At 66.5% G+C, this 24,148-nt stretch carries 21 protein-coding genes, 2 tRNA genes and 1 riboswitch; of the genes, 3 read left to right on the top strand and 20 right to left on the bottom strand.

Annotated features, from left to right (window positions below):
• The first annotated feature begins 2 nt into the window (after positions 1–2).
• A complete protein-coding gene (locus DXK94_RS17045) occupies positions 3–227 on the top strand; it encodes a hypothetical protein (RefSeq protein WP_181884860.1) in 225 nt (74 codons plus the stop codon).
• Here DXK94_RS17045 and DXK94_RS17040 read toward each other — a convergent pair.
• From DXK94_RS17040 to DXK94_RS17015, 6 genes are all read right to left on the bottom strand, one after another.
• The gene (locus DXK94_RS17040; protein WP_115525833.1) at positions 224–1,096 is read right to left on the bottom strand and encodes a carbohydrate ABC transporter permease; all 873 of its coding nucleotides are present in this window, start codon (positions 1,094–1,096) and stop codon (positions 224–226) included. The two genes, DXK94_RS17045 and DXK94_RS17040, sit on opposite strands and share 4 nt — an antisense overlap.
• The gene (locus DXK94_RS17035; protein WP_115525832.1) at positions 1,093–1,974 is read right to left on the bottom strand and encodes a carbohydrate ABC transporter permease; all 882 of its coding nucleotides are present in this window, start codon (positions 1,972–1,974) and stop codon (positions 1,093–1,095) included. Before DXK94_RS17035 ends, DXK94_RS17040 begins: the two co-directional genes overlap by 4 nt.
• Before the next feature lie 3 nt (positions 1,975–1,977).
• A complete protein-coding gene (locus DXK94_RS17030; RefSeq protein WP_115525831.1) occupies positions 1,978–3,333 on the bottom strand; it encodes an extracellular solute-binding protein in 1,356 nt (451 codons plus the stop codon).
• A 117-nt stretch (positions 3,334–3,450) separates the two neighbouring features.
• Entirely contained in the window at positions 3,451–4,653 is a 1,203-nt protein-coding gene (locus tag DXK94_RS17025) for an ROK family transcriptional regulator (RefSeq protein ID WP_079596314.1), read from the bottom strand.
• A 164-nt stretch (positions 4,654–4,817) separates the two neighbouring features.
• On the bottom strand, positions 4,818–6,002 hold the full coding sequence (locus tag DXK94_RS17020; protein WP_115525854.1) for a class I SAM-dependent methyltransferase: 1,185 nt from the start codon (positions 6,000–6,002) through the stop codon (positions 4,818–4,820).
• 65 nt (positions 6,003–6,067) lie between these two features.
• On the bottom strand, positions 6,068–7,174 hold the full coding sequence (locus DXK94_RS17015; RefSeq protein ID WP_115525830.1) for an FAD-dependent oxidoreductase: 1,107 nt from the start codon (positions 7,172–7,174) through the stop codon (positions 6,068–6,070).
• Positions 7,175–7,352: 178 nt separating this feature from the next.
• Between DXK94_RS17015 and DXK94_RS17010 the strand changes: the two genes are divergently transcribed.
• Positions 7,353–8,675, top strand: coding sequence for a class I SAM-dependent methyltransferase (locus tag DXK94_RS17010; RefSeq protein ID WP_115525829.1), 1,323 nt, complete (start codon positions 7,353–7,355; stop codon positions 8,673–8,675).
• A gap of 81 nt (positions 8,676–8,756) precedes the next feature.
• On the opposite strand, the gene DXK94_RS17005 is transcribed toward DXK94_RS17010, so the two are convergent.
• The 13 genes from DXK94_RS17005 to DXK94_RS16945 form a co-directional block, all read right to left on the bottom strand.
• Positions 8,757–8,829 (bottom strand) — tRNA-Ala (locus DXK94_RS17005).
• A gap of 220 nt (positions 8,830–9,049) precedes the next feature.
• Positions 9,050–9,122 (bottom strand) — tRNA-Ala (locus DXK94_RS17000).
• A gap of 115 nt (positions 9,123–9,237) precedes the next feature.
• The gene (rsfS, locus tag DXK94_RS16995; RefSeq protein WP_079596318.1) at positions 9,238–9,639 is read right to left on the bottom strand and encodes a ribosome silencing factor; all 402 of its coding nucleotides are present in this window, start codon (positions 9,637–9,639) and stop codon (positions 9,238–9,240) included.
• Positions 9,640–9,679: 40 nt separating this feature from the next.
• Positions 9,680–11,089 carry a hypothetical protein gene (locus DXK94_RS16990; protein ID WP_115525828.1) on the bottom strand — a complete coding sequence of 470 codons (1,410 nt, stop codon included), beginning with the start codon at positions 11,087–11,089 and terminating at the stop codon, positions 9,680–9,682.
• A gap of 7 nt (positions 11,090–11,096) precedes the next feature.
• Positions 11,097–11,753 (bottom strand): nicotinate-nucleotide adenylyltransferase, encoded by a 657-nt coding sequence (gene nadD, locus DXK94_RS16985; RefSeq protein ID WP_395929751.1) that lies wholly within the window; start codon positions 11,751–11,753, stop codon positions 11,097–11,099.
• Positions 11,754–11,766: 13 nt separating this feature from the next.
• On the bottom strand, positions 11,767–11,997 hold the full coding sequence (locus DXK94_RS16980) for a hypothetical protein (protein ID WP_079596321.1): 231 nt from the start codon (positions 11,995–11,997) through the stop codon (positions 11,767–11,769).
• A gap of 79 nt (positions 11,998–12,076) precedes the next feature.
• On the bottom strand, positions 12,077–13,456 hold the full coding sequence (locus tag DXK94_RS16975; RefSeq protein WP_115525826.1) for a glutamate-5-semialdehyde dehydrogenase: 1,380 nt from the start codon (positions 13,454–13,456) through the stop codon (positions 12,077–12,079).
• A gap of 26 nt (positions 13,457–13,482) precedes the next feature.
• Positions 13,483–14,634, bottom strand: coding sequence for a glutamate 5-kinase (gene proB / locus DXK94_RS16970; protein ID WP_115525825.1), 1,152 nt, complete (start codon positions 14,632–14,634; stop codon positions 13,483–13,485).
• Positions 14,624–16,213, bottom strand: a complete 1,590-nt coding sequence (gene obgE / locus DXK94_RS16965; protein ID WP_115525824.1) for a GTPase ObgE — start codon at positions 16,211–16,213, stop codon at positions 14,624–14,626. The genes proB and obgE overlap by 11 nt, the downstream gene beginning before the upstream one ends.
• Positions 16,214–16,330: 117 nt before the next feature.
• Positions 16,331–16,594, bottom strand: coding sequence for a 50S ribosomal protein L27 (gene rpmA / locus DXK94_RS16960; RefSeq protein ID WP_009372867.1), 264 nt, complete (start codon positions 16,592–16,594; stop codon positions 16,331–16,333).
• A gap of 61 nt (positions 16,595–16,655) precedes the next feature.
• Positions 16,656–16,964 carry a 50S ribosomal protein L21 gene (gene rplU, locus DXK94_RS16955; protein ID WP_079596325.1) on the bottom strand — a complete coding sequence of 103 codons (309 nt, stop codon included), beginning with the start codon at positions 16,962–16,964 and terminating at the stop codon, positions 16,656–16,658.
• A gap of 298 nt (positions 16,965–17,262) precedes the next feature.
• On the bottom strand, positions 17,263–18,801 hold the full coding sequence (gene thiD / locus DXK94_RS16950) for a bifunctional hydroxymethylpyrimidine kinase/phosphomethylpyrimidine kinase (protein WP_395929727.1): 1,539 nt from the start codon (positions 18,799–18,801) through the stop codon (positions 17,263–17,265).
• Positions 18,791–18,888, bottom strand: a riboswitch (TPP riboswitch). It overlaps the preceding gene by 11 nt.
• A 151-nt stretch (positions 18,889–19,039) precedes the next feature.
• A complete protein-coding gene (locus tag DXK94_RS16945) occupies positions 19,040–22,468 on the bottom strand; it encodes an Rne/Rng family ribonuclease (protein ID WP_115525823.1) in 3,429 nt (1,142 codons plus the stop codon).
• Positions 22,469–22,912: 444 nt separating this feature from the next.
• On the opposite strand from DXK94_RS16945, the gene DXK94_RS16940 reads away from it, so the two are divergent.
• Positions 22,913–23,581 carry a vitamin K epoxide reductase family protein gene (locus DXK94_RS16940; protein WP_115525822.1) on the top strand — a complete coding sequence of 223 codons (669 nt, stop codon included), beginning with the start codon at positions 22,913–22,915 and terminating at the stop codon, positions 23,579–23,581.
• Between the two features lie 78 nt (positions 23,582–23,659).
• Here the strand turns inward: DXK94_RS16940 and ndk are convergent, their stop codons facing one another.
• Positions 23,660–24,079: a nucleoside-diphosphate kinase gene (gene ndk, locus DXK94_RS16935; protein ID WP_079596329.1), complete on the bottom strand. Its 420-nt coding sequence runs from the start codon at positions 24,077–24,079 to the stop codon at positions 23,660–23,662.
• Positions 24,080–24,148 lie beyond the last annotated feature (69 nt).

The raw sequence follows: 24,148 nt of genomic DNA, 5'->3' as shown, positions 1-24,148 counted from the left end.
GAATGCAGGTCTATCCTTTTGCCATGAGTGAGCTTCCAGCCAGCTACAAGGAGTTTCTCGCCGACAAAAGCGAGATGTTCATCAGCACCGTCAAGCCTGTCCTGCAGCAGTCCGCGGCAGACCGGCTTCACGGAGTCCGGGTTGTTTACAACCCCGGCTCCACCGGCCACCAGGCACACCTCGACGACAGCATTCCCTTCGGCGTGGTGGTCGAGGACATCGACTAGCCCCTCACCGCTCCGGACAGCGCGAAGGAGCCGCCGGCGCCCCTGGCCACAATGACGTACAGGGCCAGCACCGGCGATGAATAAAGGATGGAGAACGCGGCCAGCTGGCCGTAGGCCACTGCACCATGCTGTCCGAAGAAGCTGTAGATGGATACGGCTGCCGGCTGCCGTGCCTCTGACAGGAGCAGCACGAACGGCACGAAGAAGTTCCCCCAGGCCTGGATGAAGACGAAGATGAACACCACACCCAGGCCTTGGCGCATGAGCGGCAAAACAATGGTCCGCAAGGCTGTCATCCGCGACGCTCCGTCCACCCAGGCAGCTTCCTCCAGGGACAACGGAACGCCGTCCATGAAGTTCTTCGTCATCCAGATCGCCATGGGAAGGGTGGTGGTGGCCATGAAGAAAATGGTTGCCGGCATCGAATCCAGCAGTTCCAACTGCACGAACAGGCCGTAGACGGGCACCATGATGGCGGTGATGGGAAGGCACGTCCCGAAGAGGACGGCGTACAGGAACGGTGCGTTGAACCGCGACCGGTAGCGGGACAGCGGATAGGCAGCCAGCACGGCGGCCACCAGCGTCACCGCTCCGGTTCCTGCAGACAGCACCATGCTGTTCCACAACGGCTGAAGCAGCAGCTGCGGGGTCAGGACGGCTGCGAAGTTGTCCAGCCCGGGCTGCCGCGGCACTTTGGTTTCGTGGCCGGCCTCCGGGTCCAGGGAACCCAGGACAAGCCACAGCAGCGGCAGCAGGAAGCAGGCGCCCACCAGCAGCAGGGCCAGGTCGGCCGGGGCGGAGCCGCGGCGGAGGCGGGCCCTGAGCACCGGGGCAGGGGCAGGCTGCCGTGTTCTGGCAGGGGCGGTCATGGCCGGGGCTCCCGGAGCAGACGGATATAGGCTGCCCCAAACACGCCGCCGATGATGATGAGGACGGAGGCCACCGCGGTGCCGTAGCCGATGTCGCCGAATTTGAACGCTTCCTGGTAGGCGAGAACGGGCAAGGTGGTGCTGGCATTGGCGGGTCCGCCGGCCGTCATCACCCAGATCAGCGTGAACACGGCAAGCGTCTGCAGCGTGATGAGCATGAGATTGGTGGCGATGCTGCCCCGGATCATGGGAAGCGTGATGAAAACCAGCCGCTGCCAGCCCCTGGCACCGTCCATCTGGGCGGCTTCGGTCACCTCAGCGGGAACGTCGTTCAGGGCCGCCCGGTACACCAGCATGGAAAAGGCGGTGCCGCGCCACACGTTGGCCAGCATGATGGCCACCATCGGATACGCGTACAGCCAGTCCGCCTGGGCAAGGCCCAGTCCGCCCAGCAGCTGGTTCAGGGTTCCGTCCCTGCTGAAGTAGGCGTAGGCGGCGAAGGCGGCCACAATTTCCGGAAGGACCCAGGCGGCCACCACGGCGGTCCCAACCAGGGAGGATACTGCCGGGCGGGCCCGCCGCATCAGCACGGCGATGGCCAGGCCCAGCAGGTTCTGGCCCAGCACCGCTGAACCTCCCACGAACAGGACCGTGAGCGCCAGCGAGAGCGGAAAGGCGGGGTCCGCCAGCAGCCGCTGATAATTTTCCAGCCCCACCCACTCGGGATTCCTGGCGCTGCGGCCGGTCAGCCCGGCATTGGTGAGCGAAGCCTGGAAGGCCCAGAGCACGGGTCCGGCGAGGAACACCAGCAGGAGCAGGATGGCAGGGAGGACCGGCAGGTAGCGGAGCCACTGCCGTGTCCGGTGGCTAACGGGCACAGGCTACTTCCGGACGGTCTTGTCGCCGCCCACAATGTCCGTTACCGCTGCGTCGTAGTCCGCCGCCGCCTGCTCCGGGGTCCTGCTGCCGGTAATCACGGCTTCGGTTGCCTCCTGGACAGCCGCCGAGATCCGGGGATAGTCGGACGTTGCCGGACGGTAGCGGGTTACGGAAACAAGGTCAGAGACGTCCTTCACGAACGGGTTGGCATCCTGGTAGCCGGAATCCGCCGCGACATCCGACCGGACAGCGATCTGCGAGCTTTCCACGGTGAACGCGAGGGAGTTCTTCTCGTTGAGCGCAGTGGTGAGGAATTTGAACGCCAGGTCAGGTTCTTTGGTTCCGGCACCCACTGCCAGGGTCCAGCCGCCGGACATGCTGACGGCGCCGGGCGCCTGGCCGTCCCGGGTGGGGAACGGGGCCACGCCCATGTCCTGTTCGTACCCGGGCCATTCGTAGCTTCCGCCCTCTTGCCAGAACGACGGCGCGTAGGAGCCTTCCACGGTGGCGCCCAGCTTCCCGTTGGGGAACCACTCGCCGAACACCTTTTTCCAGACGTTGGCGTCCAGGGCCTCAGCCGGCGACACTGCGAGTTTCTCGTCGTACAGGGTTTTGAGGAAGGCCAGGGAGTCTGTGAAGCCGGCCGAGCCCACCACCCATTTCTTCGATTCCTCGTCGTAGAGGCTGGAGCCGGTGCCGTAGAGCAGTTCGTAGAAGCCCTGCATAACGGTCCCCTCGCCGGTGCCCTTGCCGGCGTACATGTTGAACGGGATCACGGAGGGGTCGTTGGCTTTGATCTTCCGGGCGGCATCCAGGATGTCCTGCCAGCTGCGCGGCTGCCAGGGGTCGCTGATGCCGGCGGCTGCCAGGACTTTTTTGTTGTACCAGATGGCCCGCGTGTCGGTGCCCAGCGGCACTGCGTAGGTGCTGCCGTCGTCCGCCTTTCCTGCGGCCTTGGCGGCGTCGTTGAACGTGTCCCAATCCGCCCAGCCGTCAAGGTGGCTGTCCAGCTTCAACAGGTAGCCGGCGTCGACGTCGGAGCGGACCTTGAAGGTGTCCTCGTAGAACACGTCCGGCGCGGTGGACGGCGAGCGCAGGGCGAGGGCCAGTTTGGTGCCGTAGTCGTCGTCGTTCCCCTGGATGGGCTGCAGCTCGACGGTGACCCCTTGGTTCGCCGCTTCGAACTCCTGCTTGGCGGACTGGAACATGGTGTCCAGGGCCGTGAAGGAATCCGTCTTCTGGTAGACCACCTTCAACGTCCTGGACTCTTCGGCGGCCGGACTGCCCGGAGTGCAGGCCGCCAGGGCAACCAGCGCGGAGGCGATCAGGGACATTGTCTTCAGGGCCCGGCGACGCATGGTGCTCCATTCGGTCTAAAGCTGCGGACCCCTTTGTCAGCGGGCCCCAGCCGCGGCAATATGCACATGCTAGATGGGCGGGGTGCCGCAAGCAAGGCGCCCGCGAAATGCGTCCTGTCAGCTCTCCAGCAGGAGCCGCTGGGCGCGGGGCGCAAGCGTGTGCTCCAGGACCAGCGACGCCGCACCAATGGCGCCCACGTCCTCCCCTACACCCGTGCCAACAACCTGGATGGGGTGGATCAACCGCGCCGCACTGTTGGCATCCAGCAGCGGAGGCACCTTCTCGAGGAAACGCTCTGCCATGCCGCTCCAGAACGGCCCGCCGAAAACCACCCGCTCGACGTCGAGCGTATTAGTGACCACCGATACCGCCCGGGCAACCAGCACGGCGGACTTGTCAATGATGGCGGCAGCACGTTCGTCTCCGCCGTCCGCCAGTTCGCACAGCCTGGCGAAGCTTTGCTGGATCTCGGCGCCGCTGTTGCCCGAACGCGAGCCGTCCAGGATGCCTGCCGCCTCCGCTTCGGCCACCAGCACCTTGGGAATGCAGGAGGATTTCACGCAGCCCCGCTGCCCGCAGTCGCACAGGGGTCCGTCAGGGTCCACCACAATATGTCCGATTTCGCCCGCGTTTCCGGACGTTCCGCGCACCACCTCGTCATTGAGGACAATGCCGCAGCCGATGCCGGTCCCCATGTACATAAACACGAAGCTGCCGGCGCCGCTGGGGCCGCCGGCCCAGGTTTCAGCGACGGCGGCGCTGGTGACGTCCTTGTCCATCAGCACCGAATAGCCCGTTGCCTCGGACAGCGCGTTGCGCAGTTCCACGCGGTCCCAGCCCGGAAGCAGCGGCGGATCCACCACCGTGCCGTTGTCCAGGTCGATGGGGCCCGGGGCTGCAACACCCACGCCAGCAATCCTGTCCCGGTCCACGTCCGAGTCCGCGACGATCTGTGAGATCCCGGCGGCGATGGTGCTGATGATGACGGAAGGATCGTTGCCGCCGGGAGTCTTGATCCGGGAATGCCGGACCACCGCTCCCACGAGGTCCAGGACCACGAAGGTGCTCACGGCGGGGTCGAGGTGGACGCCCACGGCGTACATGCCGCCGGGGTTCAGGCGCAGAATGGTGCGTGGTTTTCCGGGGCCGCTGCCTTCCTTCCCGGCTTCGACGATGAGGTTCTGGTCGAGGAGGCGGCGGGATATGTTCGAGATAGTCTGGGGCGACAGGCCCACGATCTGTGCGAGTTCCACACGGCTCAGGCCACCCGAGGACCTGCGAATGGCGTCGAGGATGACTGTGAGGTTGAAGTCCCCCATCCTGGGCAGGTTGGTTCCGCGCCTCGGTGAGGATTGGCGGATCTCAGTCACAGTGTCCCCTAAAGATCTTCGGCCACGTGGTTGTGGTGCTGCTTGAATCGTACGTTAAGCGTAGGCACAGACCCATAGGCTGGACCGTGGCGTGGCATACCTTGTGGATACCTTTACCGAACACTGCGCCGGACGCTCCGGGTCACCGTGAACTTGGGGTTTTGGCCCTTGATGGCGGTGGGGCCCACGTGCCGCTCCAGTGCCGGCAGGTAGGGAAGGTGGCGGTTATAGACCGTCCACAATTCCCCGCCCGGCGTCAACACCCGGCCTGCGGCTTCGATCATTTTCAGCCCCGCGCCCGCATGCACGCCCGCACCCACGTGGAAGGGCGGATTGAGCAGCACGAGATCCGCACTGCCTGCCTCCATGGTGCTCAGCGCGTCATCCTGGAAGCCGCCGATCCGACTTTCCAGTCCGTTGGCGCGGGCCGTTGCCAGCGCGGAGGCCACTGCCGCAGCCGACTGGTCCGTGGCCGTCACCCGCGATTCCGGATAGTGCCTGGCATACATCGCTGCGAGGATTCCGGTGCCGCAGCCCAGGTCGATGGCGTGGCGGGCGGGGTTCATCGACGGCAGGAACGTCAGCAAAAACCTGGTGCCGATGTCCAGCTTCGGGCCGGCGAAGACCGCTCCGTGGGCCGCCACGTTCAGGTCCAGCTCAGCGAGGTGTTCGACGACGGGAAACCGGTCCGGCGCGGGTGTCGCCTTGGGGCCCGTGGCCAGGATAACGCGGGACTTCTGCCGGGCGAGCTGGGGCTGGACGGTATGGAAGTACCGTTCCAGGACGGCATTCATGCCCAGGGACATGTGTTTCACCCGGCCGCCCGCCAGCAGCACCACGCCAGCGGGCGCATACCGGGCGACGGCCCCCGCAATCTGCTCCAGCTCGGCCAGGGTCTTGGGCAGCTGCAGGAGCACAGTCTGGGCACCTGCCAAAAGTTCTGGACCGAGCGGCACGTGCCGGAAGCCGGCCGGCTCAGTCGTGCTGTTCCCTGCCGCGGGCGCGATCCCCGTGCCGGCAACCCGCAGTTCTTCCGCGTTGAGGCGAAGGGCCCGTTCGCCGGTGATCAGGTCCTGGTGCACGAGGACGCCGGCGGGGTTGAGCACAGCCAGCGCGCCCAGGGTCAGGGCGCCGTAGCGGTCGCCAATGACAGCTACGGTGCTGCCCTCCTCCACATGGTCCGCCGCCGTTTCCAGCAGCAGCCGGTCGGTGGCATCCCACGCCTGGAGGTTGGGCGCCTCCACGTCTGGCCGCCGCCGAAGGATCCCAAAGACGTCCTCAAGCCTGTCTAGTGCCACGTAATGCCTGCCGCTTTCTTCTGTCCCGAATGCTCCCGCGCTGCCTGGCGCGTTCCCGCGGCGGGTCAGCCCCACGTTACCGTTTCCACGGCGGGAGCCAGTCCGGGCAGTTTCAGGATTGCGGCAACGGCCGCCCGGCCGGCCCGGTTGGCTCCGATGGTGGACGACGACGGGCCGTAACCTACCAGGTGCACGCGCGGTTCGGCTGCCACCTGCGTTCCGTCCATCACGATGCCGCCTCCGGGCCCCCGCAGGTGAAGCGGGGCAAGATGTTCCAGCTCGGCCCGGAAACCTGTGGCCCACAGGATGACATCCGCCTTCAGGAGGCTCCCGTCCGGGAGCCGGACGCCGTCCGGCTCAATGACGGTGAACATGGGCTGCCGGTCCAGAGCACCTCGTGCCGCCGCCGTGCGGAGTGCCGGCGTCCAGATCAGCCCTGTTACCGACACCACGCTCTGCGGCGGCAGTCCCTTGCGCACCCGCTCTTCCACGAGTGCCACCGCATCGTGGCCTGCGCGGGAGTCGAACTCCGCGTCGCGCCACACAGGTTCCCGGCGGGTGAACCAACTGGTGGAGGTGACCTGGGAGATTTCGTCCAGCAGCCCGACAGCGGAGATCCCACCGCCCACCACGATGACGTGCTTGCCGGTGAACTCTTCGGCTGCAACGTAGTCGGCCACGTGCAGTTGCCTGCCCCGGAAGGTGGACTGGCCCGGGTAAATGGGCCAGAACGGCCGCGTCCAGGTCCCGGTGGCGTTGATGACTGCCCTGGCTGTCCAATCCCCGCGTGATGTGTCGAGCCGCAGCCTGCCGGCCGGATCATCGTCTTCCCGGCTCACCGCCCGCACTTTGACCGGGCGCTGGACGGACAGGCCCAGTTCCTCCTCGTACTCCCGGAAATAGCGGGTGAGGAACTCCGAACTGGGCTCCCTGGGATCGACGGCGGGCTTCGCAATTCCGGGAAGATCACTGATGCCGTTCACAGTGGCCATGCGCAGGCTCTTCCAGCGGTGCCGCCACGCACCCCCCGGTCCTTCTTCGGCGTCGAACATTACATAGCTGACGCCGCGGCGCTGCAGATGGTAGGCGGCTGACAGGCCTGCCTGGCCCGCACCAATGACGGCAACATCGGTTTGGGCGGCGGTCACTCCCCCATGATAGCCGCGCCCCATACGGGTGTACCTGCCGGACAAGGCACGGGGACCTGGACGGAACCTTTGGCAAAAATTTACAGGGCGCTCCCTGACAGCGCGGCGCGCCGGCTTTAGGGTAGGCCCATGGAACCGGCCCGGGAGGGCATCGGAAGCAGGCCCTCCCCGCGGGCGGCCTCAGCGGAAGAAAGGCACCACCATGACCACAGACCGCGGCGCAGCCGCCCGGCTAGCCACAGCCCTGGGGATTGTCCTGGGAACCGAACAGATACCGCTTCGCCTGCGTGCCTGGGACGGCTCGGAAGCCGGCCCGCAGGAAGCGCCGGTCCTGGAATTCCGCTCCCGCCGCGCGCTGCGGCGGATCATGTGGTCTCCGGGCCAACTGGGACTGAGCAGGGCGTATGTTGCCGGCGAAATTGATGCGCCCGGCGATATCTTCGAGGCGTTTTCTGCCTTGAGCTCCGCCGGCAAATTCGCGGAGCCGGGTCCCTTCCGTCCCCCCACAGCGGCTGAGCTCTGGACCTTGGTTCGCACCGCCATTCGGCTGGGAGCCGTGGGACCCAATCCCGCGCCGCCGCCGGAGGAGTCGCGGATCGCCAGGAAGGGGAGGCTGCACTCGCGCCGCCGGGACTCGGCTGCGATCTCGCACCATTACGACGTCGGCAATGACTTTTATGGCCTTGTCCTGGGGCCGTCGATGGTTTACTCCTGCGCGGTGTGGCCCGAAGACGCCGACGAAGGGCAGGGCGCGGGTTCGGGCGCCAGGTTGGTGGAGGGGCTCGATGCCGCGCAGGAAGCGAAGCTGGACCTGGTTTGCCGCAAGCTCGGGCTTAAGCCGGGAATGCGTGTGCTGGACGTGGGCTGCGGCTGGGGCAGCTTCGCCCTCCACGCGGCAGGAAAGTACGGGGCCACGGTGGTGGGTGTGACGCTCTCCTCCGAGCAGGCGAACCTTGCACGCAAGCGGGCAGCCGAAGCGGGGCTCACCGAAAAGGTGGACATCCGGGTGCAGGATTACCGGGACGTCACGGATGGGCCCTTCGATGCCATCAGTTCCATCGGGATGTCCGAGCATGTGGGGCGGGAGCAGACCCCGGGGTACGCTTCGGCCTTGTTCGCGCTGCTCCGCCCGGGCGGCCGCCTGCTTAACCATGCCATCTCCTGGAATGCCGGGCCCACCAGCCCTGACCCGGATTCGTTCATCCCCCGGTATGTCTTTCCGGACGGCGAGATGATCAGCCTGGGCGAGATGGTCATGGCGCTGGAGGGGGCCGGCTTCGAGATCCTTGACGTGCAGGCGCTGAGGCGGCACTATGCGCTGACCCTGCGTGCTTGGGTCAAACGGCTGGAGGACAGCTGGGAGCAGGCCGCCAGGCTGTCCGGGCTGGGCCGTGCACGTGTGTGGCGGCTGTACATGGCATCCAGTGCCATCGGTTTCGAAAACGGCCTGACGGGTGTCAACCAGGTTCTGGTCCAGCGCCCGGGCGGGGAAGAGCCTCCTCTGCGCCGTACCGCCTGGCTCTGACGGGAGCCCCGCTGGCTTAAACAGAAGAGGAACCATCCTGGTGGATGGTTCCTCTTCTGTTCTCCTGACGGAGAAGTCCGGTGGAGCTGAGGGGACTCGAACCCCTGACCCCCTGCATGCCATGCAGGTGCGCTACCAGCTGCGCCACAGCCCCGAACTTTCGCTGTTCCGGACGATTCCCCCGGAGCAACCTGATCAGCTTAATGCACTTTTGCCCGATGCGCCAATCGGGGGAATGTGCAGCCTTTTGGCGGATATTTGAAGCGTACGCCTCCGGCGGGCTGGCTCCCAGCGGCGCCAGCGGGGGTTACACCGGAGCCAGCGGGGCAAACAAAAAATCCGCCGGAATCAAATGATTCCGGCGGATTATCCGGTGGAGCTGAGGGGACTCGAACCCCTGACCCCCTGCATGCCATGCAGGTGCGCTACCAGCTGCGCCACAGCCCCGAATTATTGCTGCTCCCAAGAGCTTTCTTCCGGGCTTCCCCGAAGCAACTCAAATATCTTAGAACAGCAATTCCGAAAATTCCAAATCGGGAATATTCGGTGTGTTTCCGCGGATCTACTCGGTCTCGGAGGCGGCCGTGGCCTTGGCCGAGGCGTCGTCACCCAGCTGGAGGTCCACCACGGGGCAGTCCTTCCAGAGGCGTTCCAGGGCGTAAAACACGCGGTCTTCTTCATGCTGGACGTGGATGACCAGGTCCGAGTAGTCCAGCAGGACCCAGCGGCCACCGGAGCGGCCTTCGCGGCGCACCGGACGCAGGTCCTGCTTGGCCAGCTCCTCCTCAATGCCGTCCACAATTGCATTGACCTGGCGTTCGCTTGGCGCGGATGCGATGAGGAAGACGTCGGCCAGCGCCAGGCGCTCACTGACGTCCAAGGCAACGATGTCCTGGGCGATCTTGTCCGCGGCGGCCTTGGCGGCAGTGCGGGCTATGGTGATGGATGAATCTGATGCAGTCACGGGACTCCTTGTTGGTTTAAAAAGTATTGGTGCTGACCGGTCAGCTGGACATGCCGCTGATGATCAGGAAAATGCCTGAGATGAGCGCCACGAGGCCGAACAGCAGGATGCAGAGCTGCAGGATCCGGTTCCGCTTGGCCCGGGCAAGCCCGGCGGTGGCCGCATCCAAAGGATCGAGTCCGTAGGCCGAGCTGGCCGGAACCCTGGGCAGATCCTCCACCAGGCCCTCTGACGGGTTCTCGGGAAAGACCACCGGTTTGGGGCGGGTGGCTGCCCTGGCAGCAGCTTCCGCCCGGGCGATAACCTGCGAACGGCCCGATGCGGCGTCTGCCGCGGCAGCGTTCGGGCGGCTGGCGGGGCGCCGCTTGCCGGCACCTCCCGGCTGGGCCTTAATTCCCGGCTGGGCTTTTGTATCGGGCTGGACCTTTGAACCCGGCCGTGTGGTGACGGGGACATGGGAGGTTGCCGGCGGTTTCATGACCGGGCGGTCGACGCCCGGCACCTGCACAAACTCCAACGGGGTCACCATGGCCAGGTTGTTGGCCGTCGAAGGCGCGGGCCGGTCCTTGGTTCCGGGTTCCCTGCCGGGTGCCGCAAGTGTTCCTGCCTGTTCGGCCAGCTTCTGCTTGGCCAGGGCCCTGCGGTTCATGACGGCGGCACGTTCGGCCAAGGCAATCTGTTCCGCCAGGATGTCCGGATCGACCGCTTCCGGATCCAGGGAAGCGATGTGCTCCATCTTGGCGATTTGGTTCTTTGCCTGCTCGGCGATGAGTGCCCGCGCCTGCAATGCCTGTTCAACAGTCATCCCGTCGGGGACCCCGGAACGGGACCCGGATGTGGCATTGGCTGTAGCGGCGGTGCTCTTGGCGGTGGGACCGGCAGTTTTCGCGGCCGGCTTCTTTTCCGCTGCCGCGGGAGTGGACTGCGAGGATCCGGTGGCCAAGGGTCCGGCAGCCGGACCGTTTTGTGCCGTACCGGCCTGCGCCGATGAACCAGCCTGGACTGAGGGACCGCCTGCGGGCGGCACGATGGGGTTGGCCGCGGTCAGCGCCTGTTCCTTGAGCTGCTGAAGCCTGAGCTGGCGCCGGGTAGGGGCACCGCCGGTGGCGAGCTGGCCTTCTTTTTCTTCCAGCTCCTTGATGGTGCGCAGTGCTGCACGGTCCCGCGCGCGGATCTGTGACGACCGCTGGGTGTGGGTCTGCTCCGGGGAGGGACTGGAGCCGCGGCCCGGCTGCCCGGCGGCCGGTTGGCCTGCCGCGCCCGGGGTGGCAGGCTGCTTCGCGGCCGGCTGCGGTGCGCCCGCCTGCGGTTGTGGGGCCTGCGGTTGTGGGGCCTCCGGTTTATGGGCAGGGGGAAGCTGGTCCGTGCCCGTGGACACGGACGCCTGCTGGGCATCCCTGGCCTTCCGGAGTTCCCGGCGGCTGCGGATGGGGGGCTGTTCCTGACTCATTGAGAACTCATTCAGTACTGGCTGGTTCACGTGCTTCGGAAGTAAACTCATTCCCGCTCGCCGGCGCATGGGCGTAGAGACCGTACTTGGCGATGTACTGGACCACGCCGTCCGGCACCAGGTACCAGACGGGGTTGTTCGCTGCAACGCGGGTCCGGCAATCCGTTGACGAGATCGCCATGGCCGGAACCTCGAGGAGGCTGACATCGTCCCGTCCCATGCCGTCCAGGACATGGCCGGGCCGCGTCACACCCACGAAATGGGCCAGCGACCACAGTTCATCGATGTCCTTCCACGACAGGATCTGCGCCAGCGCGTCAGCCCCCGTGATAAAGAACAGGTCGGCGTCCGGGCGCTGCGCCCGCAGGTCACGCAACGTGTCAATGGTGTATGTGGGGCCGGGCCGTTCGATGTCCACCCGGCTCACGGTGAACCGCGGATTGGAGGCGGTGGCGATGACGGTCATGAGGTACCGGTGCTCGGGCTCGCTGACCTGTTTGTGGGACTTCTGCCACGGCTGGCCGGTGGGGACGAAAACCACTTCGTCCAAATCAAACTCGGCAGCCACTTCACTGGCTGCGACCAGGTGGCCGTGATGGATGGGATCAAACGTCCCACCCATCACGCCCAGCCGAAGCCTGCCGTTGGCACCACTGTGGTGCAGAACGCGGGAAATGTTAGTGGCCCTGCCCGTGATCGTGCTTGTTGGGGTGCTGGCGATGCGGGTCCGCGTGCTCCTCAGTGGCAGCGTGGCGGTTGCCCAGGTTGGAGTAGGACAGGGTGACGAACATCAGCACCAGCAGGATGGCGAAAATGACGATGCCGAAGACCCACGGCTCAGCCCACAGCGGCGCGAGTTCGTGTTCTTCGCCTTCGGCGATGGTCGTGGCGATCTGCTGGAACAGCATTTTCTCCCCTAGGGTTCAAAGGTTTATGGCAGCGGAAGTTCCCGCTGCTTTCTGGCGTTCGGTCTATGTTACCGCGTTGCTACCCGCGGACCTGGCCCTCGCCCTGCACGATCCACTTGGTGGTGGTGAGTTCGGTCAGCCCCATGGGGCCGCGGGCGTGCAGCTTCTGAGTGGAAATGCCCACCTCGGCACCCAGGCCCAGTTCGCCGCCGTCGGTAAAACGGGTCGATGCATTGACGATGACAGCCGCGGAATCCACTTCCGCGATGAACCGTTCGGCATTGGAGAGGTCGTTGGTGAGGATGGCCTCGGTGTGGCCGGTGGACCAGGTGCGGATGTGCTGAACCGCTTCATCCAGGCTGTCCACCATGGCCACGGCCAGGTCGAGGTTCATGTACTCGGTGCCCCAGTCCTCGTCGGTGGCCGGTTCCGCCTCAATGGCTGCGGGCAGGGCGGCGCGGATGCGGTCATCGGCGTGCAGCCGGACGCCGGCCTTGCTCAGGGCTGCGGCAACGGCCGGCAGGACAGTGGATCCGGAGTGGACCAGAAGGGTCTCCACCGTGTTGCAGACACTGGGCCGCTGGGTCTTGGCGTTGAGCAGGATCTCAACGGCCATCTCCTCATTCGCCGATTCGTCGATGAAGATATGGACGTTGCCCTCCCCCGTCTCGATGACGGGCACGGCGGAATTGGTGACCACTGTCTGGATGAGGTCGCGGCCGCCGCGGGGAATCAGCACATCAACCCTGCCGCGGGCGCGCATGAGCACGTTCGCGCCAGCCCTGCCATACTGGTCCACGGTCTGCACGGCGTCGGCAGGCAGTCCCACGGACTCCAGCGCTTCGCGCAACACCCGGACAAGTACTTCGTTGGTGGCCTGAGCCGCGCTGCCGCCGCGCAGGATCACGGCATTGCCGCTCTTGAGTGCCAGCCCGGCGATGTCCACCGTGACGTTGGGGCGCGCTTCGTAGATGGCGGCCACCACGCCCATGGGAACGTTGACCTGGCGCAGACGCAGGCCATTGGGGAGGGTCTGGCCGCGGACCACGTTGCCCACGGGGTCGGGCAGGTTAGCAAGGTTTTCCAGCGCAGCCACCAGCCCGGCGATGCGGGCCTCCGTGAGCGTGAGCCTGTCCAGCATGGCGGCGGACGTTCCGTTGGCTTTTCCGGCAGCTACGTCCTTGGCGTTGGCAGCAAGGATGGCCTGCGTGTTCTCCTGCAGGGCATCTCCCACGGCGCGCAGGGCGCGGTCCTTCCAGGACCGGTTGGCCATGGCGATCCGGCGGGCAGCCTGGCGGGAACGGTCGGCGATGGCGTGGACTACCGCTTCGACGTCGGCATCGGACAGCGGGACGTCAGCTGATACCGGCACTGCTGCGGGGGCTGGCTGCTGCGCCTCGGACGCGGCAGCAGTGTCTCCGGAGGTGTGAGCAGTTGTGTGGATCAGGGCCTCAGTCATGTTTCAAGTTTAGGCGAGGGTGGAGCTCAGACCAGCACCAGGTCATCAACATGAACAACTTCACGGTCATAGCCGCTGCCGAGTTCCTCGCCAAGGTCCCGGGTGGACCGGCCCAGCATGCGGGGCAGCTCCTCCGAGGAGTAGTTCACGAGGCCGCGGGCAACCACGGTTCCATCGGCACTGACGATCTCGACGGCGTCGCCCGCCTCGAAGTCGCCGTGCACGGCGGAGATGCCTGCCGGCAGCAAGGACGTCCGGTGGTGCCGCACGGCCTTAACCGCACCATCGTCGAGGACCAGACGGCCCTGGACCGAGGCGACATGTGCCAGCCAGAGGAGGCGGACGGGCTTCCGGGCCCCGTTGACGGCGAACCAGGTGCCCACGTCCTCGCCGTTGAGTGCAGCTGCCGCATTGGGCGTGGAGGTGACGACGGCATGGATGCCCGAGCCGGCGGCCATGGTGGCGGCTTCGACCTTGGTGAGCATTCCGCCGGTGCCGACGCCCGCCTTGCCGGTTTTTCCGATGGACACGCCCTCGAGGTCGTGGGCGCCCTCAACCAGGGGGATCCGTTTCGCGCCCTGGGAAGGCGGACCGTCGTAGAGGGAGTCGACGTCGGACAGCAGCACCAGCGCATCGGCCCGCACCAGGTGGGCCACCAGGGCCGCGAGCCGGTCATTGTCGCCGAAACGGATCTCGTGCGTGGCCACCGTATCGTTTTCGTTCACGACGGGGACAACGCCGAGGTTCAGCAGCCGGTCCAGGGCACGGAAGGCGTTGGTGTGCTGGCTGCGCCGCATCAGGTCCTCGGCCGTGAGCAGCACCTGGCTGACCGTCACGCCGTGGGCGCCGAACGCGTGGGTGTAGCGCGCCATCAGCAGGCCCTGCCCCACACTGGCCGCCGCCTGCTGGGTGGCCAGGTCGCGGGGCCGCTTGGCCAGGCCCAAAGGTGCCAGGCCCGCGGCGATGGCGCCGGAGGAGACGAGGATGATCTCCGTTCCGCTGTTGCGCTTGGCTGCCAGGGCGTCCGCCAGGGCGGTCAGGGATTCCTCCGAGATGCCGCCCTTGATGCTGGTCAGTGAGGAAGAGCCCACCTTCACCACGATCCGGCGCGCGTTGGCCAGCAGGCTCCGGTCTACAGACCGCACCGTGGGATCCGTGACGACGGCCCTAGAGGTCATCGTCCGCTTCCAGTCCGCTCTCCTTCAGGGGCTTGGCCACACGCCGTCCGCTGACGGACTCGGTCCAGATGCCGGCCTTCCGCTCTGCCTCGAGCTCGGCGCGGGCTGCCGCCTTGGCGTCCCGGCGCTCCTGCTGCTCTTCGCGCTTCTGGCTGCGGGTGGGCCGGTCGCCGATATCGGCGAAACGGACATCGGTGCCGCGGGGTGACGCCAGCAGTTCGGCGCCGGCCATCATGGTGGGCTCCCAGTCGAAGACGACGCCGTCGTCCTCGCCGATCACCACGGTGTCGCCGGGCTTTGCGCCCTGCTTGAACAGCTCGGTCTCCACGCCGAGCTTGGCCAGCCGGTCGGCCAGGTAGCCGATGGCTTCCTCATTGGTGAAGTCGGTCTGCTTGACCCAGCGCACGGGCTTTTCGCCGAGGACGCGGAACAGCGGCTCGAGGCCCTTCTCCTCACGGCGGATACGGAACCCGGACTCGTTGACGGCGCGCGGCCGCAGGACGGCCGGCTGCACCTTGGGCGGTGCGGCCGCCACGGCGTCACGGGCCGCCTGGACGATCTCGGCCATGGCGAAGCCCAGCTGGCGCAGGCCTTCGTGGCTGGTGGCGGACACTTCGAAGACGCGGTAGCCGCGGGATTCCAGTTCCGGGCGGACGAAGTCTGCCATGTCCTTGCCGTCAGGCAGGTCCACTTTGTTCAGCGCCACCAGGCGGGGGCGGTGGTTCAGGGGGACCACTTCGCCGTCCTGGCCGGCGTAGCTCATATCCACGGCGTACTTTTCCAGCTCGGCCTCAATGATGGCCAGGTCCGAAAGCGGGTCGCGGTCCGATTCCAGGGTTCCGCAGTCCAGGACGTGGACCAGCGCGGCGCAGCGCTCCACGTGGCGCAGGAAGTGGTGGCCCAGGCCCTTGCCCTCGCTGGCACCCTCGATCAGTCCGGGGACGTCGGCGATGGTGAAGCGGACATCGCCCGCCTGGACAACGCCCAGGTTGGGAATGAGCGTGGTGAACGGGTAGTCCGCGATCTTGGGCCGGGCAGCCGACATCGCGGCGATGAGGCTTGACTTGCCGGCGGACGGGAAGCCCACCAGGGCGATGTCGGCAATGGACTTCAGTTCCAGGACAATGTCGCTGGATTCGCCTTCGATGCCCAGCAGGGCGAAGCCGGGGGCGCGGCGCTTCTGGGAGGACAGGGCAGCGTTGCCGAGTCCGCCGATCCCGCCGGCAGCGGCGACGTATTCGGCGCCTTCGCCGACGAGGTCCGCCAGGACCGTTCCGTCCTTGGACTTGACCACGGTGCCGTCGGGCACGGGCAGGATGAGGGTCTCACCGTTCTTCCCGCCGCGCCAGTCACCCATACCGGGGCCGCCGTTGGTGGCGTGCCGGTGGGGGGCGTGGTGGTAGTCAAGAAGGGTGGTGGTCTGGTGGTCCACGCGCAGGATGACGTCGCCGCCATTGCCGCCGTTGCCGCCGTCGGGACCGCCCAGGGGCTTGAACTTCTCGCGGTGGACGGAGACGCACCCGTGGCCGCCGCTACCGCCGGATACGTGCAGTACTACCCGGTCTACAAAGCTGGCCACGTGGATCTCCTCAGTGCTGTTTTTCGAGACGCCCCAAGGCGCCAAATCGATTGTAATGCGGTTAAAAGAACAGTGGAGCGGGCCATCAGGCCCGCTCCACCGCTTTGGAATCTGTTGTTACTCTGCAGCTGCAGCAGCAACGATGTTGACGACGCGACGACCGCGGCGGGTACCGAATTCAACGGCTCCCGGGGTCAGTGCGAACAGGGTGTCGTCGCCGCCACGGCCAACGCCGGCGCCCGGGTGGAAGTGGGTGCCACGCTGGCGGACGATGATCTCGCCTGCGGAAACTACCTGGCCGCCGAAGCGCTTGACGCCGAGGTACTGAGCGTTGGAGTCACGACCGTTGCGAGTGGAGCTCGCGCCCTTTTTATGTGCCATCTGAAATGCCTGCCTCTAAATTCTGGGGAATCTGCTGAAAAACCTGAACAGTAACCGGTGGTTACTGAATGCCAGTGATCTTGACCTTGGTCAGTTCCTGACGGTGACCCTGGCGCTTCTTGTAACCGGTCTTGTTCTTGAACTTCTGGATGACAATCTTAGGACCGCGGAGGTCCTGGAGGATTTCAGCCGTGACGGTCACCTTGGCCAGGTCAGCAGCGGCGGAGGTGACCTTGTCACCGTCTACCAGGAGCAGCGCGGGCAGCTCAATGGTGCTGCCAGCTCCACCGGCGACGCGGTTCAGGGTAACGAAGTCTCCAACGGAAACCTTCTCTTGGCGGCCGCCTGCGCGGACAATCGCGTACACCACTTGGGAACTCACTTCTCTCGACGTTTATTACTAAATTTGCGTGCGGTGCCCGGCTCTGAATTGGCTGGGTTTCCGCTGTGCCTCAACGCCGTGGATTCCCCGGGGGAATCCGTGAGCTATCCCCGAAGGGGTCATAACCCAAGTGTTGGCGTAAGCACCGAAGAACTAGACTACGCTAATTTCGTCTTCGGCCGCAAATGAGGCTGGTTCCGGCGCGTTGGCTGTGATAGGAACCACAGGCCAACCCGGCGGCGGGACCGCGCCCAACCATCCTACCGGCAGGGCGCCCGCCCGCCGGTCAGGAGTGGAGGCGCGGCGCGTCGAAGAAGTCCACTTCCAGGCGGCAGGACTGCCGGAAGGCGGTGACCATCGCCGCCCGCTCGGCATCCGAGGCGTTCCGCCCGGCCCCGTCCACGATGGCGATGGCCGTGCGGGTTGCTTCGGCGAATTCATCGTCGGCGTAGGTGCGGAGCCAGTCAGCATAGGGGTGCGCTGCCGGTTCGCCCGCGGCGACAAACCGGGCATGGAGTGTTTTGCCCACCTCCGCGTACAGCCAGAAGCAGGGAAGGACGGCGGCCGCGAGCACTGCATAGCTGCCCGACGCCGATGCAGCGGTCAGGTGGTCCACGTAGGACTTGGTGACCGGACCCAGTTCAGCCTGGACAGGGCGGGTGCTCAGCCAGGACCTGTGCAGCTCCGACTCCACTTCCAGGCACTGCCGCGCGGAGGCAGCCCAGAACACCTGCTCCATTTCGGTGGGTGCCAGGGCGCTTGCCCGTGCCAGGACCCGGGAGTAGCCGTTGAGGTAGATGGCGTCCTGGGCCAGGTAGTAGGCAAACTCCTTTTCGGGGAGGCTTCCGGAGGCCAGTCCACGGATGAAGTCCAGCCCGTAGATCGCTTTGAGGTCCTCGTCGGCTTCGGCCCGCAGCCGCGCCGCGAATCCTCCGGCGGGCGGGACGGGGCGCAGGTGGTGGAAATGGTGGACCGGCCCGTTCCCTGTTCCCACGTCCAGGCGGCCGGAGGCTTCCAACGCGCCTGCCAGCCAGGGCTTCACTTCCCGCAGCGATGCCTCCCAGTCCCCCAGCCGCGCCTGCACAGTCGCCATTGCGGAGGAGAGCGAACAGCCGGTGCCGTGACTGTTGGGGGTGGCCACCCGCTCCCCCGGCACCTGGATGACTTCTGCTCCCAGCAATCCGTTCATGTTGACCAGCGCGTCCGGGCATTCGGCCCCGGCCAGGTGGCCTCCCTTCACCAGCACGGTGGTCCCGGTGGCTGCCGCCAGGCGCTTCCCCTGATCGAGCGCGCCTTCCCAGGAATCCTGCAGGCTTTCGCCCACCAGCATGGCGAGCTCGGCCAGGTTGGGCGTGAGGAGATGGGCGAGCGGCAGCAGGTCGCGGAGCGCGGCCTCGGCTGATTCCTGCAGCAGCCGGTCGCCACTGGTGGCGACCATCACCGGGTCGAGGACCACGACGGCGGGGCGCACCTTTTCGAGCCATACCCGGACCGCCCCGATGACGGCGGCGTCCCCCAGCATGCCGATTTTCACGGCGTCGATGGTGATGTCGTCACTGATGGCGTCCAGCTGGCTGGCCAGGAAGGAAGCCGGCGGGACGTGGACAGCTTCCACGCCGCGGGTGTTCTGTGCGGTGAGGGCTGTGATGGCGGCCATGCCGTACCCGCCGTGCGCGGCAATACTTTTGAGGTCCGCCTGGATGCCTGCTCCACCGGAGGGGTCCGAACCCGCAATGGACAGGACACGGGGCAGGTCCCGGCCGGAATCCGGCAGGACAGGAGTGGACTGGAGAGCTTCCGCGGGCAGTGCAAGAGTCGAAGACAAGAGACATCCCTTCGCCGGTACTAGCCGGACAGGTTCAACGGGTGTGGATCTCAGCCGGCCCTTCGCGCGGCACCCCGTGTCGGTTCCCCAGCCTAGCCGTTTTGCCGCCGCCGCACCGAAGGTGACGTGCCGCTGCTGTTGGCACCTGATCCGGGCCGAAACACTGTTAACGCCGGACGCCCGGAACCGGCCGTGAGGGCGGTTCCGGGCATCCGGGTTTTTGTTGTGCTGCCTGCGGTCAGAGCTCGGAAGCAGGAACTCCCACACCGAGGATGATCGGAGCCTCGGCCTGCTTGGCGCCTGCAGTGTCCGCACCGGAGGCGGCAGCCGGTTCCGGCGCCTTCGCGGCATGCGAGTGGCCTGCACTGGCTGCCGGGACGCTCTCGTGGTGCTGGACGGACGTCTCGTTGGCAGCCCCCTGGGCACGGCTGGCGCTGCGGTTGCGCCGTGGCCTCCGCTGCCGTGACTGCTCCAGGGTGTGGTCCGACCAGTCCTTTTCAACGGTTGCGGCGGCGGACGGCTGCCCGGACTTGGCCGGTTCCGAAACTGCCGGTGCCGGAGCTGCCGGTGCCGAAGCTGCCGGTGCCGAAACCGCAGCTTCCGGCTGTTCTGCCGGAGCCTCGGCAGCCGGAGCGGGCTCACCGAGGTGCGCAAAGGCTTCAGCGAGCCGGTCCAGGGTGAGGGCAGGCTGCGGCTGCTGTTCTTCCGCGTGCTCGACGAAGGGCAGGGCAACCTTCTCGCCGCCGAACGTCAGGACAGCGGCGGGACGGGAGGAGGCATCGGCGTCGTGCTTGTCCGCCTCGACTGGCGCTGCCTGCTGGGCCGGCTGTGCCTGGCGGGCAGCCGCAACCTCATCGTCGTGCAGGTGGGCCGCGTGGGCTGCTGCAGCGATGTTGGCGAGGGCCAGCCGGGTTGCTTCCGCCTTGGCGTGGCGTTCGGCGTCTGACGGGTCCGGATGGACCGTGTGCACGTGTACGGCCGCGGCCGCCGGGGCAACGTCAGGCTGCTGGCCGCCGCGTCCGCGCCGCCGCTTGCGGTCGGGACGGACACCGGGCTGGGTGCTGTCGGTCCGCTGGCCTTCGTTGCGGTGTCCTTCAGCACGGGCTTCAGGCCGGCTGTCGGCACGCTGCACGTGGTGCTCGGCGGCAACGATGTTGGCGCGGCGGTGCTCCACGGGATCGTCGTGGGTGACCACGCCGCGCCCGGCGCACGCCTCACACTGCTCACCGAAGACCTCCAGGAGCCCGGTACCCATGCGCTTGCGCGTCATCTGGACCAGGCCCAGCGAGGTGACCTCGGCAACCTGGTGCTTGGTACGGTCACGGCCCAGGCACTCCACCAGCCGGCGCAGCACCAGGTCCCGGTTGGACTCCAGCACCATGTCGATGAAGTCGATGACGATGATGCCGCCGATGTCGCGCAGCCGGAGCTGCCGTACAACTTCCTCGGCCGCTTCAAGGTTGTTCTTCGTGACGGTTTCTTCGAGGTTGCCGCCGCTGCCGGTGAACTTGCCGGTGTTGACGTCCACCACGGTCATGGCTTCGGTACGGTCGATGACCAGCGACCCGCCGGAGGGCAGGAACACCTTGCGTTCCAGGGCCTTGTGGATCTGCTCGTCGATCCGCCAGGCAGCAAAGATGTCCTGGTCCTTGGTCCACTTCTCGAGGCGGCCCACCAGGTCCGGGGCCACGTAGGTGACGTAGGCCTCGATGGTGTCCCAGGCTTCCTCGCCGGAAACAATCAGCTTGGAGAAGTCCTCGTTGAAGACGTCACGGACCACCTTGATGGTGAGGTCCGGTTCGCCATAGAGCAGTTCCGGTGCCAGGACCTTGGTGGAGGTGGACTGGCTTTCGATGCCTTCCCACTGGGCGCGCAGCCGGTTGATGTCGTGCGTCAGCTCTTCCTCGGACGCTCCCTCGGCGGCGGTGCGGACAATGACGCCCGCATGCTCCGGAAGGCGGTCCTTGAGGATGCGCTTGAGGCGGTTGCGTTCGACGTCGGGCAGCTTGCGGGAGATGCCGGTCATGGAGCCGCCGGGCACGTACACGAGGTAGCGGCCGGGCAGCGAGATCTGGCTGGTCAGGCGTGCACCCTTGTGGCCCACCGGGTCCTTGGTGACCTGGACCAGGACGGTGTCGCCGGACTTGAGGGCGTTTTCGATGCGGCGCTGCTTGCCTTCGAGGTTGACGGCCTCCCAGTTCACCTCGCCGGCGTACAGGACGGCGTTGCGGCCGCGTCCGATGTCAACAAAGGCAGCCTCCATGGAGGGCAGGACATTCTGGACCTTGCCGAGGTAGACGTTGCCGATGAGCGAATCCTGCTGCGTCTTGGACACGAAGTGTTCCGCCAGGACGCCGTCCTCAAGGACCGCAATCTGGATTCTGTCGTCGCGCTGCCGGACAATCATTTGCCGGTCAACGGATTCGCGGCGAGCCAGGAACTCGGCCTCGGTGATCACGGTGCGGCGGCGGCCGGTATCGCGGGACTCGCGGCGGCGCTGCTTCTTCGCCTCCAGCCTGGTGGAACCCTTGACGCTGGTGACCCGGTTGCTGACGGCCGGTTCGGTGGCAACGCGGGGCGCGCGGACGCGGGTCACGGTGTTGGGCGGGTCGTCATCCCCGCCGCCGGTCAGTTCGAGGTCCTGGTCGCCACGGCGGCGGCGACGGCGGCGGCGCGACGTGACTCCCTCTTCCCGCTGCCCGGCCTGCTCTTCGTCGGCATCCTCGGCCGTTTCGTCGTCGCCCTCAGCGCCTGCCTCTGCATCGCGGTCATCAAGGCGGCCGCGGTTCCGGCGGCCACGGCTGCGGCGCCTGCGGCGGCCCGCGGAATCCTCTGCGTCGCCTTCTTCGGCGTCGTCCTCTTCCGGCTCTTCGGTGGCTGCCGCGGCGGGGGCGGCGGGGCGCACCACCGTGCTGAGGTCCGGGGCCTGGAACAGCACGGACGTGGGGGAAGCAGGTTCCAGGAAGAGCGAGCCGAAGGGGCTGGGAGCAGCGCCGGTGGCGGCTGCGTTGCTTTCTTCCTCGGTTTGGGCTTGGGGAGCGGCGGCTTCAGGCGTTGCGGCCGACGGCGTCTGAGCCGCTTCCGGCGTTACGGCTGCTTCCACCGGGGTCTCCGCTGCCGGGGTCGCCCCGGCAGGCGCGTCCACTGCTGCGGCGGTGTCAGGGGTTTCCGCCTCGTCGCCGGCTGCGGCCGGGGCTTCCTGCCCGGCGGAAACCGCTTCGGTGGCTGCAGCTTCAGCCGGCACTTCAGTTTCCACCGCGGGCGCGGAGGTTTTGCGGGTGGCGACACGGCGGCGGCGGACCGGTTTGGTTTCGGCTTCCGCTTCGGGGGCAGTTGCGGACGGGGTACCCTCTTCGGCTGAGGCCGTAACTCCGGCGGGAGCCCCGGTGCCCGTTGCTTCGTCGGCGAAGGCGGGAAGCGGTTCGTCAGCTTCCACTTTCTTGCGGGCCCGGGTACGCCGGGCCGGCGCCTTGGTTTCTGCGGCGGCAGCTTCAACGTTCTCCGCCGTGGCGTTTTCTGCGGGGCCGTCGCCCACCGGCCCGTCTACGACGTCCTCGACCTTCGGCGCGGCCTTCCGGCGCGTCCTGACAGCCTTCTTGGGTGCAACAGCGGACTCCTCGGCCGCCGCGGCATCATCGTTAACGGCCAATTCTTGTTCATTTTCCATATGCAGCAGCGCTCCTGCCCCTGACGTACCGCCACATCCGGCACCCATTGGGGCACATATTGTCAAAACCCGCAGGCGTTGACAGAAGTCAAGTGGATACTCCCAGGTTCGCACCGGCGGTGGGGTGCGGCAGCCCGTGGGAGCCGGTGGGATGTCCTGAAACCCGTTGTTCTGCATTGCTACAACCAGGTGCCGCCCAATGGAGTCGCGGGAGTGTGCATCGGAAGCACTCCGAAGCCTGCCCTGCTCGTCATTGGCGGTCTTGAGAACAAGCCACCGGACCGGAGTCCGAATGTGGATCGGCTTCCAGCCACGTTTATTCTCTCATACCCGGACTAAATCACGGCGGAGGCGGGGCCCGTTCTCCTTTTTGCCTGGGGATGGCTTCCAGCCTCCGGCGTTACAATCGGGCTAGGAGCACCGGACGAAAAGGACGCCACACCAATGCCCAGCATCTCCCCCGCCAGCGACACCCACGCCGCCGACCGGACCCTCGCCACGGACAGCACTCCCGCGTCCGTCCCCACCATGGCCCGCAACCGCCCCTTCGGCTGGCTGCTGGTGATCACCGGCGTCGTCGGCTGGCTCGCCTCCGGGACCCTGGTCCTGGAAAAACTCGCCGTGCTGCAGGACCCCAACCACACCACCGTGTGCGACGTTAATCCCTGGGTCTCCTGCGGGGATGTCATGAAAACCTGGCAGAGCTCGCTGTTCGGTTTCCCCAACATGTTCATTGGCATCGTGGCGTTCGCCGTCATTATCACCGTGGGCATGGCCCTGCTGTCCGGGGCCACTTTTGCCCGCTGGTTCTGGGTGGGACTGCAGACAGGCGTCACGCTGGGCTTTGCCTTCGTGGTGTGGCTGTGGTCCCAGGCCCTCTACGACATCCACATCCTGTGCCCGTTCTGCATGATCGTCTGGGCGGCCATGATTCCGCTCTTCGTCTGGGTGACCATCCGGAACATCACCGCGGGTGTCATTCCCGTCCCGTCCGGTGCTGCCCGCGTCCTGGCTGACTCCGGCTGGATCATTACCGCGCTTCTTTACGTGGCCGTCATCGCCACCATCTTCTTCGCGTTCATCCAGGTGTTCGCGGGTACCTCAGGGTTCTAGGTCCGCACCAGCCCGCGAAATGACAGATAAGGCCGATGTTCACGAAGAACATCGGCCTTATCTGTCATCTCGGTGGGGTCAGCCCTGGAACCAGATCTTGATCTCACGCTCAGCGGAATCCGTGGAGTCGGAGCCGTGCACCAGGTTCTGCTGGACCTTCAGGCCCCAGTCGCGGCCAAAGTCGCCGCGGATGGTGCCCGGTGCGGCGGTTGTCGGATCGGTGGTGCCGGCCAGCGAACGGAAGCCTTCGATGACGCGGTGGCCTTCGAAGATGGCTGCAACAACAGGCCCGCTCAGCATGAACTCCACCAGGGGCTCATAAAAGGGCTTGCCCACGTGCTCCTCGTAGTGCTGTTCCAGCAGGTCGCGGGTGGCGTCCACCTTCTTCAGCTCAGCAAGGGTGTACCCCTTGGCTTCGATCCGGGCCAGGATGGATCCGGTGAGGTTACGGGCGACGCCGTCGGGCTTGATCAGGACGAGGGTGCGCTCAGTGGTCACAACTGCTCCAATGCGTTGGTGGGGTTTCGGGATAAGTCTACGGGGACTGCGCTGCGCGGAGTCCCCGCG

Source organism: Arthrobacter sp. RT-1 (genome assembly GCF_003367205.1).
GTDB lineage: Bacteria > Actinomycetota > Actinomycetes > Actinomycetales > Micrococcaceae > Arthrobacter.
The sequence above is the reverse complement of the archived record's forward strand: the minus strand, read 5'-3'. Positions and strand labels throughout refer to the sequence as shown.

Excerpts from the sequence above, each read along its gene's own strand:
- DXK94_RS17045 (WP_181884860.1), top strand. The coding sequence starts at position 3 with ATGCAGGTCTATCCTTTTGCCATGAGTGAGCTTCCAGCCAGCTACAAG.
- DXK94_RS17040 (WP_115525833.1), bottom strand. The coding sequence starts at position 1,096 with ATGACCGCCCCTGCCAGAACACGGCAGCCTGCCCCTGCCCCGGTGCTC.
- DXK94_RS17030 (WP_115525831.1), bottom strand. The coding sequence starts at position 3,333 with ATGCGTCGCCGGGCCCTGAAGACAATGTCCCTGATCGCCTCCGCGCTG.
- DXK94_RS17025 (WP_079596314.1), bottom strand. The coding sequence starts at position 4,653 with ATGGGGGACTTCAACCTCACAGTCATCCTCGACGCCATTCGCAGGTCC.
- DXK94_RS17015 (WP_115525830.1), bottom strand. The coding sequence starts at position 7,174 with ATGGGGCGCGGCTATCATGGGGGAGTGACCGCCGCCCAAACCGATGTT.
- DXK94_RS17010 (WP_115525829.1), top strand. The coding sequence starts at position 7,353 with ATGACCACAGACCGCGGCGCAGCCGCCCGGCTAGCCACAGCCCTGGGG.
- DXK94_RS16990 (WP_115525828.1), bottom strand. The coding sequence starts at position 11,089 with ATGAGTCAGGAACAGCCCCCCATCCGCAGCCGCCGGGAACTCCGGAAG.
- DXK94_RS16980 (WP_079596321.1), bottom strand. The coding sequence starts at position 11,997 with ATGCTGTTCCAGCAGATCGCCACGACCATCGCCGAAGGCGAAGAACAC.
- DXK94_RS16975 (WP_115525826.1), bottom strand. The coding sequence starts at position 13,456 with ATGACTGAGGCCCTGATCCACACAACTGCTCACACCTCCGGAGACACT.
- proB (WP_115525825.1), bottom strand. The coding sequence starts at position 14,634 with ATGACCTCTAGGGCCGTCGTCACGGATCCCACGGTGCGGTCTGTAGAC.
- rpmA (WP_009372867.1), bottom strand. The coding sequence starts at position 16,594 with ATGGCACATAAAAAGGGCGCGAGCTCCACTCGCAACGGTCGTGACTCC.
- DXK94_RS16945 (WP_115525823.1), bottom strand. The coding sequence starts at position 22,468 with ATGGAAAATGAACAAGAATTGGCCGTTAACGATGATGCCGCGGCGGCC.
- DXK94_RS16940 (WP_115525822.1), top strand. The coding sequence starts at position 22,913 with ATGCCCAGCATCTCCCCCGCCAGCGACACCCACGCCGCCGACCGGACC.